Source organism: Streptomyces sp. NBC_00207 (assembly GCF_045160965.1).
In the GTDB taxonomy this organism is placed as follows: domain Bacteria; phylum Actinomycetota; class Actinomycetes; order Streptomycetales; family Streptomycetaceae; genus Streptomyces.
Window position 1 is genome coordinate 1068196 of sequence record NZ_CP130715.1, and the last position, 14303, is coordinate 1082498.

The following is a 14303-nucleotide window of genomic DNA, read 5'->3' on the forward strand; positions in this document are numbered from 1 at the left end:
GCCCACGCTGTCCGGTCCGCGGGGACCGGCGGCCGGGACCCGGCGGGTGCGCGGGCGACGCGGGCCCCGGCCGAACGGGCTGTCCGGCCGGCGCCGCTAGCTGGGCGGGAAGAGCTTGCGGAAGTAGGTCCAGCTGGTCTCGTTCGGTTCGCTCCACTTTTCCGGGGCGTGGGCGAATTCGGGGTGGTGGTCGGCAATGTACGCGCGGGTGCGCTCGGGGACCTGCGCGTACGCGTCGAGTTTGCGGCCCCGGCAGTGGAAGGTGAGGCCGCCGGGGCGGGCGCCCTGTTCCATCCAGGGCAGCCACGGGGACATCCGCGTCCAGGACATCGTCGAGGGGACGCTCACCTCGTCGGTGGCCAGCACCGACGCGGGCGTGAAGAACTGGAAGAGCTCCAGTGCCCGGTAGGTGTCGTCGGCCGACTGGGCCGGGTACTCCTCGACCGGCAGGGGCGAGGGGTAGGCGAGCGGGATCTCCAGGCTGAAGCAGACCTGGTCGCCCAGTTCGGTCACGGGCACCGGGAACGGCCGCCACTTCTGGTTGGCCGGGTCGTTCCAGACGTGGACCACCGGCTTGCCCTCCCAGGTCTCCGTGATCTCCCGGGTCCGGGGGTCCAGGTAGAACGCGGCCTCCCGGGAGAGCAGCTGGTAGCCGCCGGTCTCCTCGTCCGCGACGAGTCGGGCGACGTTGAGCCCTTCGAAGCCGAAGAGGCGCCGGTACGGCTCCCCCGGGGCCCAGGAGTGGACGTCACCGGTCCACCAGAAGACGACCTCGCGGCCGTCCAGCGAGGCGCGGGTGCGGGCGAATGCTTCCAGGAGCTCGGCGGGTGTCGCGGCTGAAGTCATGCGCCCACTCTGCGCGGTCGCGGGACGGCCGGGCAAGGGCCCGCACGGACAACCGGAGCCCCCTCCAAGGGGTTTGAGTGGCTGGTGGGGACGGGTGGATCCGGGGATCGCCGACCGGGCGGCGACCGCCATGCGGATGCCAGGTTGACGGCGGTCGCGCCACCGGCAACCGTGACCGCCATGGGGAAAGAACGCCGACTGCTCACACTCGTCATCTGCCTGGTCCTGGGGGGCGGACTGACCGCTGCGGTGCTGGGTGCCTCGCGGGCGGCCGGTCCGCACGGAGCGACCGCGGCCGGGCGTCCGGCGCCCTCCGACTACGTGGACATACGCGACGTTCCACGCGTCCCGGCCGCCGCTCCCGCCCCGGGCGCCGACGCATCCACCGGCTCGGTGGTGGTGGACTGCGGCCGCAACGAGCAGGGCCACTACAACGAGGACAACCTGGTGGTCTCGCCCGGCCTGCGGGCCGGCGCCCACCACACCCACGCGTACGTGGGGAACCTGTCCACGGACGCGATGTCGACCGACGCCTCCCTGGCCGCGGCCGCCACGAGCTGCAGGGGCGGCGACCGGTCGACGTACTACTGGCCCGTCCTGCGGCGCCTCGACCGGCCGGGCACGCGCTCCCACGAGCACTCGGCGGGACACGGGAACACGGGCGAGATCCTGCCGGAGGTCTCGGTCCTGGTGGAGTTCCGCGGCAGCCCGGTGAGCAAGGTGGTGGCCATGCCGCGCTTCCTGCGCGGGATCACGGGCGACGCCGTCGCGTACACGGCGGCCGGCGACGCCGACGTACGGGCCCGCTGGGGGTGTTCCGGCTCCCCGGACCGGTCCACGACCCGCTACCCGCGCTGCCCGGGGGACGAGCGGGTCACCCGCACGCTGGTCTTCCCGAGCTGCTGGAACGGCATCGACACCGCCGGCGCCGGACACCGCTCGCACCTGCGCTTCCCCGGCACGAACGGCGTCTGCCCGCCGGACTTCTTCCCGGTGCCCGAACTGCGCGTCTCCCTCGCCTACGAGGTCCCCGCGGGGGTGCCCGTGGCGCTCGACTCCTTCCCCGAGCAGCGGCACAGCCCGAAGACGGACCACGCGATGTTCGTCAACGCGATGACCGACCGGCAGATGGCCGCGGTCGTCGGCTGCCTCAACGAGGGCCGCGCCTGCCGGACCTGAGTGACACAGCTCACGTGAACCGTGCGGGCGCCGGCGGCGTGTTCCGACAGCACCACCTAAGCGAGGAAGACGGAGAGGGTGAGATGGCCGGACCACTGTGGCCCCGCACTCGGCGGGGCTCGACCGATGAGGCACTGATCAAGTCGGTGTACGAGGAGCACGGTCACGCCCTGCTCGCGTACGCCACCCGGCTGACCGGGGACCGGGCCGCCGCCGAGGATGTCGTCCAGGAGACGCTCATCCGGGCCTGGCGGCATTCCGAAGTCCTGGTCAACGGAAAGGGTTCGGTGCGCGGCTGGCTGCTCACCGTGGCCCGCAACATCATCACCGACCGGTACCGGGCCAAGGCCGCGCGGCCGCCGGAGGTCTCCGGAGCCTCGGCCACTCCCCCGGTGGAGGCGGATCACGCCGACGCGGTGGTGGACAGCATGACGGTCCTCGGGGCCCTCGATCAGCTGTCGCCGGAACACCGCGACGTCCTCAAGGAGTTGTACTACCGGCAGCTCAGCGTGGCGGAGGCGGCCGACGCCCTCGGCATCCCGGCGGGCACGGTCAAATCGCGTTCGCACTACGCGCTCAAGGCCCTGCGCGACGTCTTCCGGGACCAGCGTTCCAAGGACAGCAGCTTCAGAGATGGCAAACGACCGGGCGGGCCGCCCCAGCGGCCGGCCGGACTGCGTGAGGTGGTGGCATGAACCGGCAGCGGCACGAGGAGGAACTGCTCGGCCCGTACGTGCTCGGCGTCCTGGACGCCGAGGAGGTCCGCCGGATCGAGGATCACATGAGCGGATGCGTGCAGTGCCGGGAGGAGGTGGCCGCGTTGCGCGAGATGGAAGCGGCACTGGGCGAGGTGCCCGAGGAGGCGTTCCTCGACGGGCCGCCGCAGGGCGGGGACCTGCTGCTCCAGCGCACGCTGCGGCAGATGCGCGGTGAGCGGGCCGGTGCCGAGCGCCGGCGCGCGGGGCTGGCGGGACTGGCCGTGGCGGCCTCGCTGGCCGCGGTGTTCTGGGCCGGTACGCAGCTGGGCGCCGGCGATCCCGATTCCGTCGCCCTGCCCCTGCCGCCGTCCCCGACGGCTTCGGCGGACCCCTCACCACCGCCCGCCGGGACGAAGGTGCTCTCGGCTACCGATCCGGGCACGGGCGCGCGGATGACCGTGCAGATGACTCCGGCCGCCAAGTGGGTGCGGTTGCACGCGGCGGTCACGGGAGTGCCGCAGGGCGAGCGGTGCCGGCTGGTCGTGGTCTCCAAGGACGGTACGCGCACGACCGCGGGCGGCTGGGTCGTGGGCGGCCAGGAGAAGGGCGAGGGCAAGGGCGCCTCGCTGGACGGTTCGGCGGCGGTGGATCCGGCGAACGTCAAGGCGGTCATCGTGGAGAACGAGGCGGGCCGGACCTTCGTGTCCGTACCGGCCTGACCGGGGTGTGACGGAGCCCGGGAGCATATCCAGCTCCCGGGCTCCTGCGTGCCACCCAATTGCGCACACCGGCACGTTTAAGAGTCGCGGATCATTCTTAGATCGACGTGTTCTACCTTTGAACTACCGCGCCATGAGGAGAGGCACAGAGGGGACTTGAACCCCCATCCATCGATGATCGTCCACGCTCGGTCGATCCGGTGTTCGGCGGCGAATACTGAGACTGGAGCGAGAATCTGAGATTAACGGGGCCGCCTCTACCAGCTTGGGCCACCCCGGCACGCAATGCCGGGGGAGGGATTCGAACCCCCAACTGACACCCCTGTTCAGCTTCAACATCAGTTTCAGCTTGCGCTCTCGCGCACCCCCTGCAGACGTACAGGGGGAGATTTCGGGGCTACCTGAACAGGTAGCCGAACACTGCGTCTCCGACCCGCTGGTCGGTGACCTCGGCGCTGTTGGCCTCCTCGCGGGCGAACTTGACCGCCTGCTGGAGCTTCTCCACGCGGTCGAGCAGCTCGTTGACCCGGCGGGCGGGCAGCGCTCCGGAGAACTTCACGGTCGTCCAGTACCCGACCGGGACGTCCTCGTAGTAGACCTCGACCTGCGCCGGGTGCTTCTCGGTGGCCTCGGCCTTGACGTGGTTGCGCGGCACCTTCTTGGTGCGGATCGTGCGCACCGGGTCCGTCTTCCAGGAGTCCGTCGACGGGTCGAGGTTCCAGGACTCGGAGGCGTCCAGCACCGGCAGCTTCCGCACGAAGGTGTGCATGTCCGTCAGCTGCTTCTCGAGGAAGAGCAGGTACGGCACGGGCACCTGCGCCAGCAGGACCGTCCCGTCCACGACGACGTCGGCGGCCGCGGTGCGGTTCGCCCAGTCCTTGGTGGCCGTCACGTCGAACAGCCGCGTCAGGGTTCCCGCGGTCGCCCGCAGCACGTCCTCCGCCTTGACCTGTACCCGCGTGGACTCGGGCGGCAGCTGCTCGCCCTCCTCGTCCTTGGGCTGGTAGGTCCGGGAGATGCCGGCCAGCAGGGCGGGCTTCTGGACGTCGTGGTGAGCCTGCGTGAGCTCCTGGAGGGACTTGGACTTGACGCCCTTTTCCACTGCGATGATCTGATTCAACTTCGGCACGCGATCAACCTAGCAGCCGATTGTCCGATCATTCACCGGGATTTCCGGCACCCCGGCCCGGTCGAGCAGGCGTCTCATGTCCCCGGCGGGGAGCGCAGGGTTGGCCGCGGCGGCCGCCGCCGCGTCCCGGTCGGGGTCGGCGAGGAGTTCGCGGATCCGGGCCACGGGGAGCCGGGGGTCCCGGCCGGCCTGCGTGCGCGTCTGCGGGTCCCGGCTGAGCCGGTCCAGGAGCTCCGGCTCCAGACCCGGGTCGCGCAGGGCCAGGCACCGGGCCCTCGGGTCCGGGGAGTCGCCGAGGCGCGCGGCGAGCCCGGCGGCGGGGAAGCCCGGCCGGGTGACCAGCATGCCCACGGCGCGGTGGGTGCCGTGCAGGTAGAGGTCGAGGAGCAGCTCGGGCGGCGGTTCCGGGTGGAACTCGGCGAGCAGCAGGCGTACGGCGAAGTCGTCGTCCTGCGCGAGCAGTTCGACGGCATCGGCTGGCAGGCCGGGGCAGACCGCGGCGCTGCGCCGCAGCCAGGTGTGCGGGGACCGGGCGCACGTCCGGAGGAATTCGGCGTCCTCGCGGCGCTCCCACACCCAGCCGAGGGTGGGCAGCCGGTCCTCGGCGCCGACCGTGTAGTCGACGGCGGCGCGTTCGGCCTCGCCCAGTTCGGGGCGGGCGGAGACCTGGAGCCGGACCCGCGGGTCGGGGTCGACGGCCAGCCGCGCCACCAGGTCGGGCGGGAGCGAGGGGTTGGAGGCGATCGCCGCGAGCCGCTCGCCCTCCTCGACGAGGCGTTCGGCGAGCTCCCGGGTGAGCCGGCCCTTCGCCAGGACCTCGCCCAGCTGCCACCCGCCTCCCAGCCCGCCGACGAGCAGGCTGGTCCGCTCCTCGTCCTCGTGGCAGACGTGCAGGGCGGCGGCCTGCCGGACGTCCGGGTCCTCGTCGTGGAGGAGCCGCTGCCGGGCCTCGTCCGCGAGCCGGTCCCAGGCGCGGCAGGCCGCCTGCCGGAACGCCGGGTCCTCGTGGTCCGCGAGTCCCGCCAGGATGTGGGCGGGCGTGGCGCCCCACGAGACGAGTTCGCTGCGCACCAGGCCCCTGGGATGGTTGAGCAGCCGCTCGTACGCCCAGTCGGGCAGCGGGGCCACGGGCTGCCGGTAGGCCATGGGGCCGTGGGCGAGGGCGAGGTGGACGGCCGGGAGCGGGTCGTCGACCAGCCGGGCACGCTGGCCGGGGTCGGCGTTGCCGTTCTCGGCGAAGGTGCCCCGGACGCGGCGGTCCGGGTGGACCAGAACGGCCTCGATCACCTCCTGCGGCAGAACCGCGCGCCGCGCAACCGCTCGCCGCACCCACTCGTCTTCGTGGCCGAGCAGCCGCAGCAGCACGTCCGCCGGTGCGGCCTCGTTCCACACCAGTGCGTGCAGCAGCCCCGTCCAGTGATCGCCCATGCCCGATCCCTCCCCCGTTGATCCAAAACGGGCAGCGTAGCAACGAAGCCCACACGCGGACCGATCATCACATTGCGGTCCATGACATCCTGTGACGTCACAACTCGCCGGACGGAATCGGCGGACGTCCGGGGAATATGGGGAAGGTCGATGAGGCTCTGCTTCCTGGTGGAGGAGCACTACCGCCACGACGGCATGCCGAACGAGGTGATCGGGCAGCTGACCGCGTGGGGGCACCGGGTGGACGTGGTGCGGCCGGGCGGCTCGCTGCTGCGCATGTCCGAGACGGTGGACGCGGGCGCGCACGACGCCTGGGTGCTCAAGACCGTCTCCGGCGGGCCGGGGCTCACCCTGCTCGAAGCCGCCGCCGCGGCCGGGATGGCCACCGTCAACGACGCCCGGTCCATCCGGGGCGTACGGGACAAGGCGCTGGCCGCCGCCCTCGGGCGCGGCCGGGGGCTGCCCCTGCCGACCACGTACGCGGTGGCCTGCCCCGAACTGCTCAGGGAGGTACCGGCGGCGGAGTACCCGCTCGTCGTCAAGCCCGCCGACGGGAGCTCCGGACGGGCCGTGCGCATGGTGTCCTCGCCGGAGCAGCTGGAGACGATGCTTCCGCTGCTCGCGGGCGAGGGCATGCTGATCGCCCAGCCGTACGTGCCCAACTCGGGCACGGACATCAAGGTGTACGGGGTCGGCGGCGAGCTCTTCGCGACCGAGCGCTGCTCCCCGCTGCACCCGGACCCCTCGGTACGGGAGCGCCGGGTGCCGCTGTCGGCCGAGGTGGCCGCGATCGCCGCCCAGGTGGGAGAGGTCTACGGGCTGGACCTGTACGGGGTGGACGTGCTGCTGGGCCCGGACGGGCCGGTGGTCGTCGACGTGAACGACTTCCCGAGCTTCCGTCAGGTGCCCGACGCGGCGGCGCGGGTGGCCAAGGCGGTGCTGGAGCTGGCGCGGACGGGCGGTCGTGCGCAGCAGCAGGCGGCCTCCCCCCAGCCCGCACCCGCGGCGGTGCCGTTCCCGACGCTGCCCCTCTCGATTCCGGCGCAGGTCCGGGCGGGGGCGGGCGAGAGCGTATGAGGATCGGCCTGATCACCCCGGAGCCCGGGCACCCGCTGCTGGCTGGGGCCGCCGCGCTGCTGGCTCCGGAGCACGTCGTCGAAGCGCTCGATCCGACCCCGCCCGGGGGCGCTCCGGTGCCGGTGCCCCGGCGGCCGGCCGATGTCTACCTGCTCAAGTCGGGGACCCCGCACGCCGTGGGGCTCGCACGGGAGCTGGAGCGGCGGGGCGCGGCCGTGGTGAACTCCGCGGCGGCCACGGCGCTGTGCCAGGACCGGACGGAGATGGCCGGGCTCGCCCTGCGGGCCGGGCTGCCGTTCGCCGCGACGCGTACCGTCGGCCCCCTCTCGGCGTGGGCCTCCGCAACCCCGTTCACCGCTCCTCTGGTCGTCAAGAGCCGGCGCAACCGCAAGGGCGATCTCGTCGCCCGCGCCGACGACGCCACTGCGCTGCGCGAGTTGGCACGGGCCTGGCCGGGTGAGCCGGTGGTGGTGCAGGAGTACGCGCCCAACAGCGGCTGGGACCACAAGCTGTGGGCCATCGGGGACCAGGTCTTCGCGGCCCGGCGCCGCTCCGAGCTCTCCCCCGGCGGGCGGGGCCCCAATGTGCCGCTGGCCCTGGACGACCTGCCGTCCGGATGGGCCGGCCTGGTGCGCGAGGTGGGCGCGGTGTTCGCGCTGGACGTCTACGGCGTGGACATCATCGACACGGGCGGCGGCACACCGCTGATCGTGGACGTCAACGCCTTTCCCGGTGTCCGCGGCCAGTCAGGCGCCCCGGCGGCCCTCGCCGCCCTGACCCTGCGCCGGGCCCCGAGCCGCCGCCCGTAGTCCCGGGGCGACGCACGTGCGCGTCCGGACGGGCGAATGCGTGCGGCGGGACGGCCGCCGCCCGGTGTCGTGGCGCGGCCCTGCGGCGGGGGCGGTGAGGATCGGGGCATGGGCGTCGTCCTGCCGGTCCTCTTCGCGCTGTTCGCGGCGCTCAGCAACGCGCTCGCCACCGTGCTCCAGCGGCGGGCGGCGCTCACCGTGCCGCAGAGCGACGGCTTCCGCTTCGGTCTGGTCCTCGACCTGCTGCGGCGGCCGGTGTGGGTCGGCGGCATCCTGGCCGTGATCGCGGCCGGCGTCGGGCAGGCCCTCGCGCTGGCCACGGGCGCGCTGGCCCTCGTGCAGCCGCTGTTCGTGCTGGAGCTGCCGCTGGCCCTGCTGATCGCCTCGCTGGTGACGCGCCAACGGCTGCCGGGGGCGCTGTGGCTGGCCGTGGCGGGGGTCGTGGCGGGGCTCGGGATCGCGCTGGTGGCCGCCTCGCCCCAGGGCAACCGTACGGACGTGCCGGCCGCGCGCTGGGCGGTGGCCCTGGCCGCCTGCGCGGTCGTCGTGGCCCTGCTGGCCGTGGCCGGGCTGCGCCGCCAGCCCGGCCGCTCGCGCGCCGGCTGCCTCGGCGCGGCCACCGCCGTCTGCTACGCGCTCACCGCCGCCCTGATGAAGTCCGCGGTGCACGTCCTCGACGACGACGGCATCGGCGCGTTCCTGACCGCCTGGGAGACGTACGCCTTCGGCGCGAGCGGGATCTGCGCCCTGCTGCTGCTCGAACACGCCTTGCAGGGCGGGCCGCTGGTCGCCTCGCAGCCGGCGCTGACCCTCGGCGACGCGAGCATCAGCATCGCGCTGGGCGTGGTCCTCTACGAGGAACACCTGCGGTCGGGCTGGTGGCTGCTCCCCCAGCTGCTGGGCATCGCCCTGATCTGCACGGGGGTGCTGGCCCTCGCGAGGGCCGGGGACGGCGCGCCCTGAGGGGCGGCGGGTAGCGTGCCGGTCAGTCGAGCGGAGGGCGGGAGCCATGCGAGCGGTGGTCTTCGAGCGGTACGGGGAGCAGGCCGAGGTCAGGGACGTGCCGGAGCCGCGTCCGGCGGCGGGCGGGGTGGTCGTGCGGGTGGAGGCCACCGGGCTGTGCCGCAGCGACTGGCACGGGTGGATGGGGCACGATCCGGACATCGTGCTGCCGCACGTCCCCGGGCACGAACTGGCGGGCGTGGTCGAGGCGGTGGGGGCCGGAGTCACGAACTGGCGAGTCGGCGACCGGGTGACGGCCCCGTTCGTGTGCGCCTGCGGAAGCTGCGCCGACTGCGCTGCGGGTGACCACCAGGTCTGCGCGCGGCAGACGCAGCCCGGGTTCACCCACTGGGGTTCCTTCGCCGAGTACGTGGCCCTGGACCACGCCGACGTGAACCTGGTCGCCGTGCCCGGGGAACTCTCGTACGCCACGGCGGCCGGGCTCGGCTGCCGCTTCGCGACGGCGTTCCGGGCGGTGGTGGCACGGGGCAGGGTCGCGGCGGGCGAGTGGGTCAGCGTGTACGGCTGCGGCGGGGTGGGCCTCTCCGCCGTGATGATCGCGGTGGCGGCCGGGGCGCGGGTGGTCGCCGTGGACACGGCGCCGGGGGCGCTGGAGCTGGCGCGGAAGTTCGGCGCCGTGCACGGTGTGGACGTTACGGCCCACGCCGACACCGCTGCCGTGGTACGGGAGTTGACCGGGGGCGGCGCACACCTCTCGCTCGACGCCCTGGGGTCGCCGGTGACGGCGGCGGCCTCGGTGAGCGGTCTGCGCCGCCGGGGCAGGCACGTGCAGGTGGGGCTGCTTCCGGCGGCGGCCGGCGCGGCCGCCCTGCCGATGGACCGGGTGATCGGCTGGGAGCTGGAGATCCTCGGGAGCCACGGGATGGCGGCGCACGCGTACGCGCCGATGATGGAGCTGGTCCGGGGCGGGGTGCTGCGCCCGGACCTGCTGGTCACCTCCACGATCGCGCTGGACGCGGCCCCGGCCGCGCTGGCCGCGATGGGTACGTCGCCCGGGCGCGGGGTCACGATCATCCTGCCGGGGGCGTAGACACGTGGCTGAGCTACGATCGCCCGACCCGAACGGACGGACCGTACGGCGAGGGCGGGCGGTGGGCATGGGCTCCGGGAACCGAGTGGCGGGCGCCGTGACCGTGGCGCTGGCGGGCGCCCTGATGCTGGTCGGCTGCTCGGGCGGCGCGGCCGGACCGGACGCCGGGAAGCCCGGCGCCCCGGCCCCGGACTCCGCCCCGGCGAGCGCCCCGCCGGCTCCCTCCCCCTCGGAGCCGGCGACCGCGCAGCCGTCATCCCCGGCCTCGACGCCCGGCGCGGACGCGAGGCCTTCGGCCACCGGCGAACCGGCGCCGAAGCGGACCCCTGGGGGTCCGTCGGAGATCCCGCAGAACCCCAACCGGGGCCCCAACCCGCCGCCGGCGCCCGACCGTCCGCCGCCGGCGAGCTGGAAGCCGACGCCCTTCGACCCGAAGGACCCGTCGATCCCGAACTACACGGTGCCGCCGCCCATGCGGTAGCCCAGAGACGGCCTAGGGCTGCCCGGGCAGGGGTGCCCGCGCGTACTTGCCCGACAGGAGGTGGCCGGCCCCCGGGGCCACGGCGTCGAGGTCCAGGGCCCGGAGCATCTGGTGGGCGGTGCAGACCGCCGCGGAGACGACCGGCTTGCCCAGGAGCTGTTCGGCCTCCTCGATGGCGCCCAGGGACGGCATCTGCACGCAGGCCGAGAGCACCACGGCGTCGGCGTCCGAGTACTCCAGGGCCTGCGCGAGGCCCGGCAGCCGGGCCGGGTCGTGGGCGGCGACGTCGAGGTTGTCCGGGATCTCGAGGGCCTCGTAGTCGAGGACTTCGATGCCCTCGTGCGTGAGGTAGTCCACGACGGTCCGCGTGAGCGGGCGCATGTAGGGGGCCAGCAGCGCGATCTTCTTGGCGCCGATGGTGTGCAGCCCGTGGACGAGGGCTCCGGCGCTGGTGACGACGGGGGCGGGTGCCCCGTTCTCGGCGGTGCGGGTGTGCAGCCGCTGTTCCGAGGTCCGGTGGTAGCCGAGGCCCATGCTCATGATGGCGACCAGGCAGGCGTAGCCGAGTACGTCGACCCGGGCGTCGGACAGTTCCACGGCGCAGCGGTCGGAGTCCGCGTCCATGGCCTTGAGCTGTTCCGGGGTCACGTGGGTCATGCGCATCCGGCTGGAGTGGAAGGTGAAGCGCTCGTCGGGTGCGACGGCCTCGCGGGCCCGGAGGATGGCCGGGACCTCGGTCTCCATGGTGACGTTGGAGCTCGGCACGATCTGGCCGATGCGGTAGGTGCGTGGTGCCACGGGTGCTCCTCAGCGGGCGTCGACGACGGGGTTGGTCAGGGTGCCGATCAGCTCGACGGTGGCTTCCACCGTGTCACCGGGGGTGAGGAACTCCGGCGGGACCATGCCGGCGCCGACGCCGGAGGGCGAGCCCGTCGCGATGACGTCGCCGGGTTCCAGGGTCATGCCGGAGCTGATGTCGGCGATGAGGCGGGCGATCGGGAAGAGCATGTGGCGCGTGTTCGACTTCTGCTTGGTGACGCCGTTGACGCGCAGCGAGAGGTCCAGTGCCATGGGGTCGCGGATCTCGTCGCGCGTCACGATCACCGGGCCGAAGGGGGCGTAGGAGTCCTGGCCCTTGGAGAAGAACCACTGGCCGGAGCGGCGCTGGTCGCGGGCGCTGATGTCGTTGATGATGCTGAAGCCGAAGATGTGGTCGTACGCCTCCTCCTCGCTCACCCGGTGGGCGGTGCGGCCGATGACGACGGCGAGTTCGCATTCCCAGTCCAGCTGGGTGGTCAGGTCGGCGTTGTGCAGGATCGGCTGGCCCGGTCCCGTGACGGCGGTGGCGGGCTTGCCGAAGAGGACCGGGCGCGGCGGCAGGTCCTTGTCGGTGTCGAGGCTGCGGCTGGACTCCTCGACGTGCTCGATGTAGTTGAGGCCGACACCGATGATCTTGCCGGGGCGCAGCGGGGCGCGCAGGGTCACGTCCTCCAGCCGGTGGACGGCGCCGGCGAGCGGTCCGGCGGGGTCCGCGGCGAGCAGCCGACGGGCCGCTTCCTCCGCGGCCGGGCCGGCCTGGACGAAGGACAGCAGGTCGTGCGGGAGCCGCACGCCGGCGTGGTCGGCCAGGACCGCCAGGTCGAGGACGAGGCCGTCGGCCTCGACGCCCAGGCGTTCGGTGGTTCCGGTGGCTTCCGTGGTGAAGGTCAGCAAGCGCATGCTGGGGCTCCTCGTGGGTCAGGCGGCGGTGACGGGCTGGTGCCCGCCGTTGTCGGCGTACGCCTCTTCCCGGTGGAAACCGAGCGAGCGCATGACGGGGAAGTCGTTGAAGGAGAAGAGGCAGGCGTCCTCGGCCGGGTCGAGGTTGTGGTGCTCGTGCCAGGCCCAGGAGGGGACGCAGAAGATGTCGCCCTGCTTCCACTCGAAGCGCTGTCCGGCGATCACCGAGACTCCGCGGCCCTTGGCCGCCGTGTAGATCACCGAGCCGGTGTGGCGGTGGGCGAGGGTGGCCTGGCCGGGGCGCAGCAGCTGCATGTGGGCGCCCATGGTGGGCATGACCGGGCCGCCCGTCACCGGATTGGTGTATTCGGCGATGACGCCGTCGTACGGGGAGCCCTCGGTGGCCGTCGCGAGGCCCCGCAGCGCCTCGTAGGTGGGCTCCCAAGGGTAGGCGAGCAGCGGGGAGTAGGGCCGGGTCCACTTCTCCACCCCGTACGGCAAGAGGTTCGCTCCGTAGGTCAGGACCGAGGAGTTGATGACCTTTCCAGGGGTCTGGTACAGCTCGGGGTGGACCTCGTAGAACCCGGCGTCCAGGGCGTTGACCAGCGGGATGTCGAGTCCGTCCTGCCAGATGACGGGACCGTCCTCGGCGTCGTTGCCGTGCTCGTGCCAGGTGCCGTTCGGGGTGATGGCGAAGTCGCGGGGGCCGACCTTCAGCTTCTGGCCGTCGACGATCGTCCAGGCCCCGGTGCCCTCGTGGACGAAGCGCAGGGCGGCGGCCTGGTGGCGGTGGGCGGTCATGGCCTCGCCGGGGCCCATGATCTGCAGGCCGGTGTAGAGGAGCCCCGCGGCGGCGCTGACGTCCTTGCGGCCCGGGTTGACGAGCATGACGACGCGGCGGCCCGCGTCGTCGCCCTTGACGAGACCGAGGGCCTTGAGGACGTGGGGGCGCAGCTCGTCGTAGCGCCACAGCACCGGCACGGACCGGGGCTGCGGGTACCAGGGCTCGATGTCGTTGGCCACGGTCCACAGGGCGCCGGCGTCGAGGGCCGCGAGCTCGTCGTAGTACGCGGTGAGTTCGGGGGTGTCGGACACCCGGGCGCGGCCGAGCATCGTGTCGTCCTGCTCGCTGGTCATACGTCCTCCTCAGGGGCGGCGGTGTCGGTGCGGGGGGCCGGGGGCACGGTGAAGGTCACGGGCAGCCGGGGGCGGTTGTCGACTTCGAGGCGGAAGATGTCGAAGCGGTTGTAGTGGCCGGTGATGTCGTGCATCTGCTTGGGCTGGATGCACCGGGCGAGGTCGATCTCGCCGTAGACGATGCCCTCGTCGTCCACGAGGGGTTCGGTGACCGGGCGGCCGTCGGGGCCGAAGATCCCGGACAGGGCGCTGCGGGGACGGGTGAACTGCTTGCGCAGTTCCTCGTCGTCCCCGGCGATCAGGTCGACGATCTCCGGGGAGATCGTGGAGCAGGCGACGACGGAGAAGACCTTGCCCTCGAAACTGTGGGCGGCGGTGCGGACGGCGATCGCGTCGGCCATGTCGTAGTCGGCGGGGGCGACGGGCAGGGCGATGTAGCAGGAGGCGTGGACGAGTTCGCCCTGCGCGAGGAGCGTGAAGCGGGCCAGGGTGTTGGTGTTCTCGCCGCAGGCGAGCGCGCCGAGGGGGCCGACGGGTGTGTCGTGGACGACGAGCGAGCTGCCGTCCCCGCCGGTCCAGGTGAGCTTCTCGGCCCAGGTCGGCACCAGTTTGCGGTGGACGCCGAGGAGGGCGCCGTCGGGTCCGATGGTCAGCAGGGTGTTGTAGAGGACGCCGAGGCTGTGCGGGGCGCGCTCGTTGACGCCGATGACGACGACGATCCCGTGCTGGCGGGCGGCCGCCCGCAGGGCGTCGACGTGCGGGCCGGGGAGGTCGACGGAGGCCCGCTGGAGCCGCTCGAACCAGGGGGATCCCTGGACCGGGTTCATCGTCCAGTTCCAGTAGGGGTAGCCGGGGACGAACACCTCGGGGAAGACGACGAGTTCGGCTCCGTGGGCCGCGGCCTCGGCGATCAGGGCGACGGCCTTGTCGACGGTGGCGGCGGGGTCGAGGTAGACGGGCGAGGCCTGGACGGCCGCCGCCGTGAAACGGGGCAGGTTCTCCCTGTCCATGGGCATGGGAACCTCCGG

The 14303-nt window shown here is 73.1% G+C and carries 15 protein-coding genes; 8 read left to right on the forward strand and 7 right to left on the reverse strand.

The features are described 5' to 3' along the window. Positions 1–96 precede the first annotated feature (96 nt). Positions 97–846 (reverse strand): DUF1838 family protein, encoded by a 750-nt coding sequence (locus tag OG472_RS05470; RefSeq protein ID WP_401603185.1) that lies wholly within the window; start codon positions 844–846, stop codon positions 97–99. A 180-nt stretch (positions 847–1026) separates the two neighbouring features. On the opposite strand from OG472_RS05470, the gene OG472_RS05475 reads away from it, so the two are divergent. From OG472_RS05475 to OG472_RS05485, 3 genes are all read left to right on the forward strand, one after another. After that, positions 1027–2025 (forward strand): DUF1996 domain-containing protein, encoded by a 999-nt coding sequence (locus OG472_RS05475; RefSeq protein WP_405941020.1) that lies wholly within the window; start codon positions 1027–1029, stop codon positions 2023–2025. An 83-nt stretch (positions 2026–2108) separates the two neighbouring features. Then, positions 2109–2720, forward strand: coding sequence for a sigma-70 family RNA polymerase sigma factor (locus OG472_RS05480; protein WP_383564703.1), 612 nt, complete (start codon positions 2109–2111; stop codon positions 2718–2720). Beyond that, positions 2717–3442: an anti-sigma factor family protein gene (locus OG472_RS05485; protein ID WP_401603189.1), complete on the forward strand. Its 726-nt coding sequence runs from the start codon at positions 2717–2719 to the stop codon at positions 3440–3442. The genes OG472_RS05480 and OG472_RS05485 overlap by 4 nt, the downstream gene beginning before the upstream one ends. 397 nt (positions 3443–3839) lie before the next feature. Here the strand turns inward: OG472_RS05485 and OG472_RS05490 are convergent, their stop codons facing one another. Next, on the reverse strand, positions 3840–4571 hold the full coding sequence (locus OG472_RS05490; RefSeq protein ID WP_376618239.1) for a hypothetical protein: 732 nt from the start codon (positions 4569–4571) through the stop codon (positions 3840–3842). A gap of 9 nt (positions 4572–4580) precedes the next feature. Beyond that, positions 4581–5999, reverse strand: coding sequence for a hypothetical protein (locus OG472_RS05495; protein WP_405941021.1), 1419 nt, complete (start codon positions 5997–5999; stop codon positions 4581–4583). 150 nt (positions 6000–6149) lie between these two features. On the opposite strand from OG472_RS05495, the gene OG472_RS05500 reads away from it, so the two are divergent. From OG472_RS05500 to OG472_RS05520, 5 genes are all read left to right on the forward strand, one after another. Then, positions 6150–7076, forward strand: coding sequence for a RimK family alpha-L-glutamate ligase (locus tag OG472_RS05500; RefSeq protein ID WP_405941022.1), 927 nt, complete (start codon positions 6150–6152; stop codon positions 7074–7076). Further along, entirely contained in the window at positions 7073–7885 is an 813-nt protein-coding gene (locus OG472_RS05505; protein WP_405828184.1) for a RimK family alpha-L-glutamate ligase, read from the forward strand. Before OG472_RS05500 ends, OG472_RS05505 begins: the two co-directional genes overlap by 4 nt. 108 nt (positions 7886–7993) lie before the next feature. Then, positions 7994–8848, forward strand: a complete 855-nt coding sequence (locus OG472_RS05510; RefSeq protein WP_405941023.1) for a DMT family transporter — start codon at positions 7994–7996, stop codon at positions 8846–8848. A gap of 46 nt (positions 8849–8894) precedes the next feature. Beyond that, positions 8895–9938, forward strand: a complete 1044-nt coding sequence (locus OG472_RS05515) for a zinc-dependent alcohol dehydrogenase family protein (RefSeq protein WP_405941024.1) — start codon at positions 8895–8897, stop codon at positions 9936–9938. 4 nt (positions 9939–9942) lie between these two features. Then, positions 9943–10419: a hypothetical protein gene (locus OG472_RS05520; protein ID WP_405828188.1), complete on the forward strand. Its 477-nt coding sequence runs from the start codon at positions 9943–9945 to the stop codon at positions 10417–10419. Between the two features lie 12 nt (positions 10420–10431). Here the strand turns inward: OG472_RS05520 and OG472_RS05525 are convergent, their stop codons facing one another. The 4 genes from OG472_RS05525 to OG472_RS05540 form a co-directional block, all read right to left on the reverse strand. Further along, positions 10432–11163 carry an Asp/Glu racemase gene (locus OG472_RS05525; protein ID WP_401604493.1) on the reverse strand — a complete coding sequence of 244 codons (732 nt, stop codon included), beginning with the start codon at positions 11161–11163 and terminating at the stop codon, positions 10432–10434. Between the two features lie 63 nt (positions 11164–11226). Further along, positions 11227–12138, reverse strand: coding sequence for a fumarylacetoacetate hydrolase family protein (locus tag OG472_RS05530; protein ID WP_405941025.1), 912 nt, complete (start codon positions 12136–12138; stop codon positions 11227–11229). 18 nt (positions 12139–12156) lie between these two features. Then, entirely contained in the window at positions 12157–13275 is a 1119-nt protein-coding gene (locus tag OG472_RS05535) for a cupin domain-containing protein (RefSeq protein WP_405941026.1), read from the reverse strand. Next, entirely contained in the window at positions 13272–14291 is a 1020-nt protein-coding gene (locus tag OG472_RS05540) for a carbon-nitrogen hydrolase family protein (RefSeq protein ID WP_401603206.1), read from the reverse strand. Before OG472_RS05540 ends, OG472_RS05535 begins: the two co-directional genes overlap by 4 nt. Positions 14292–14303 lie beyond the last annotated feature (12 nt).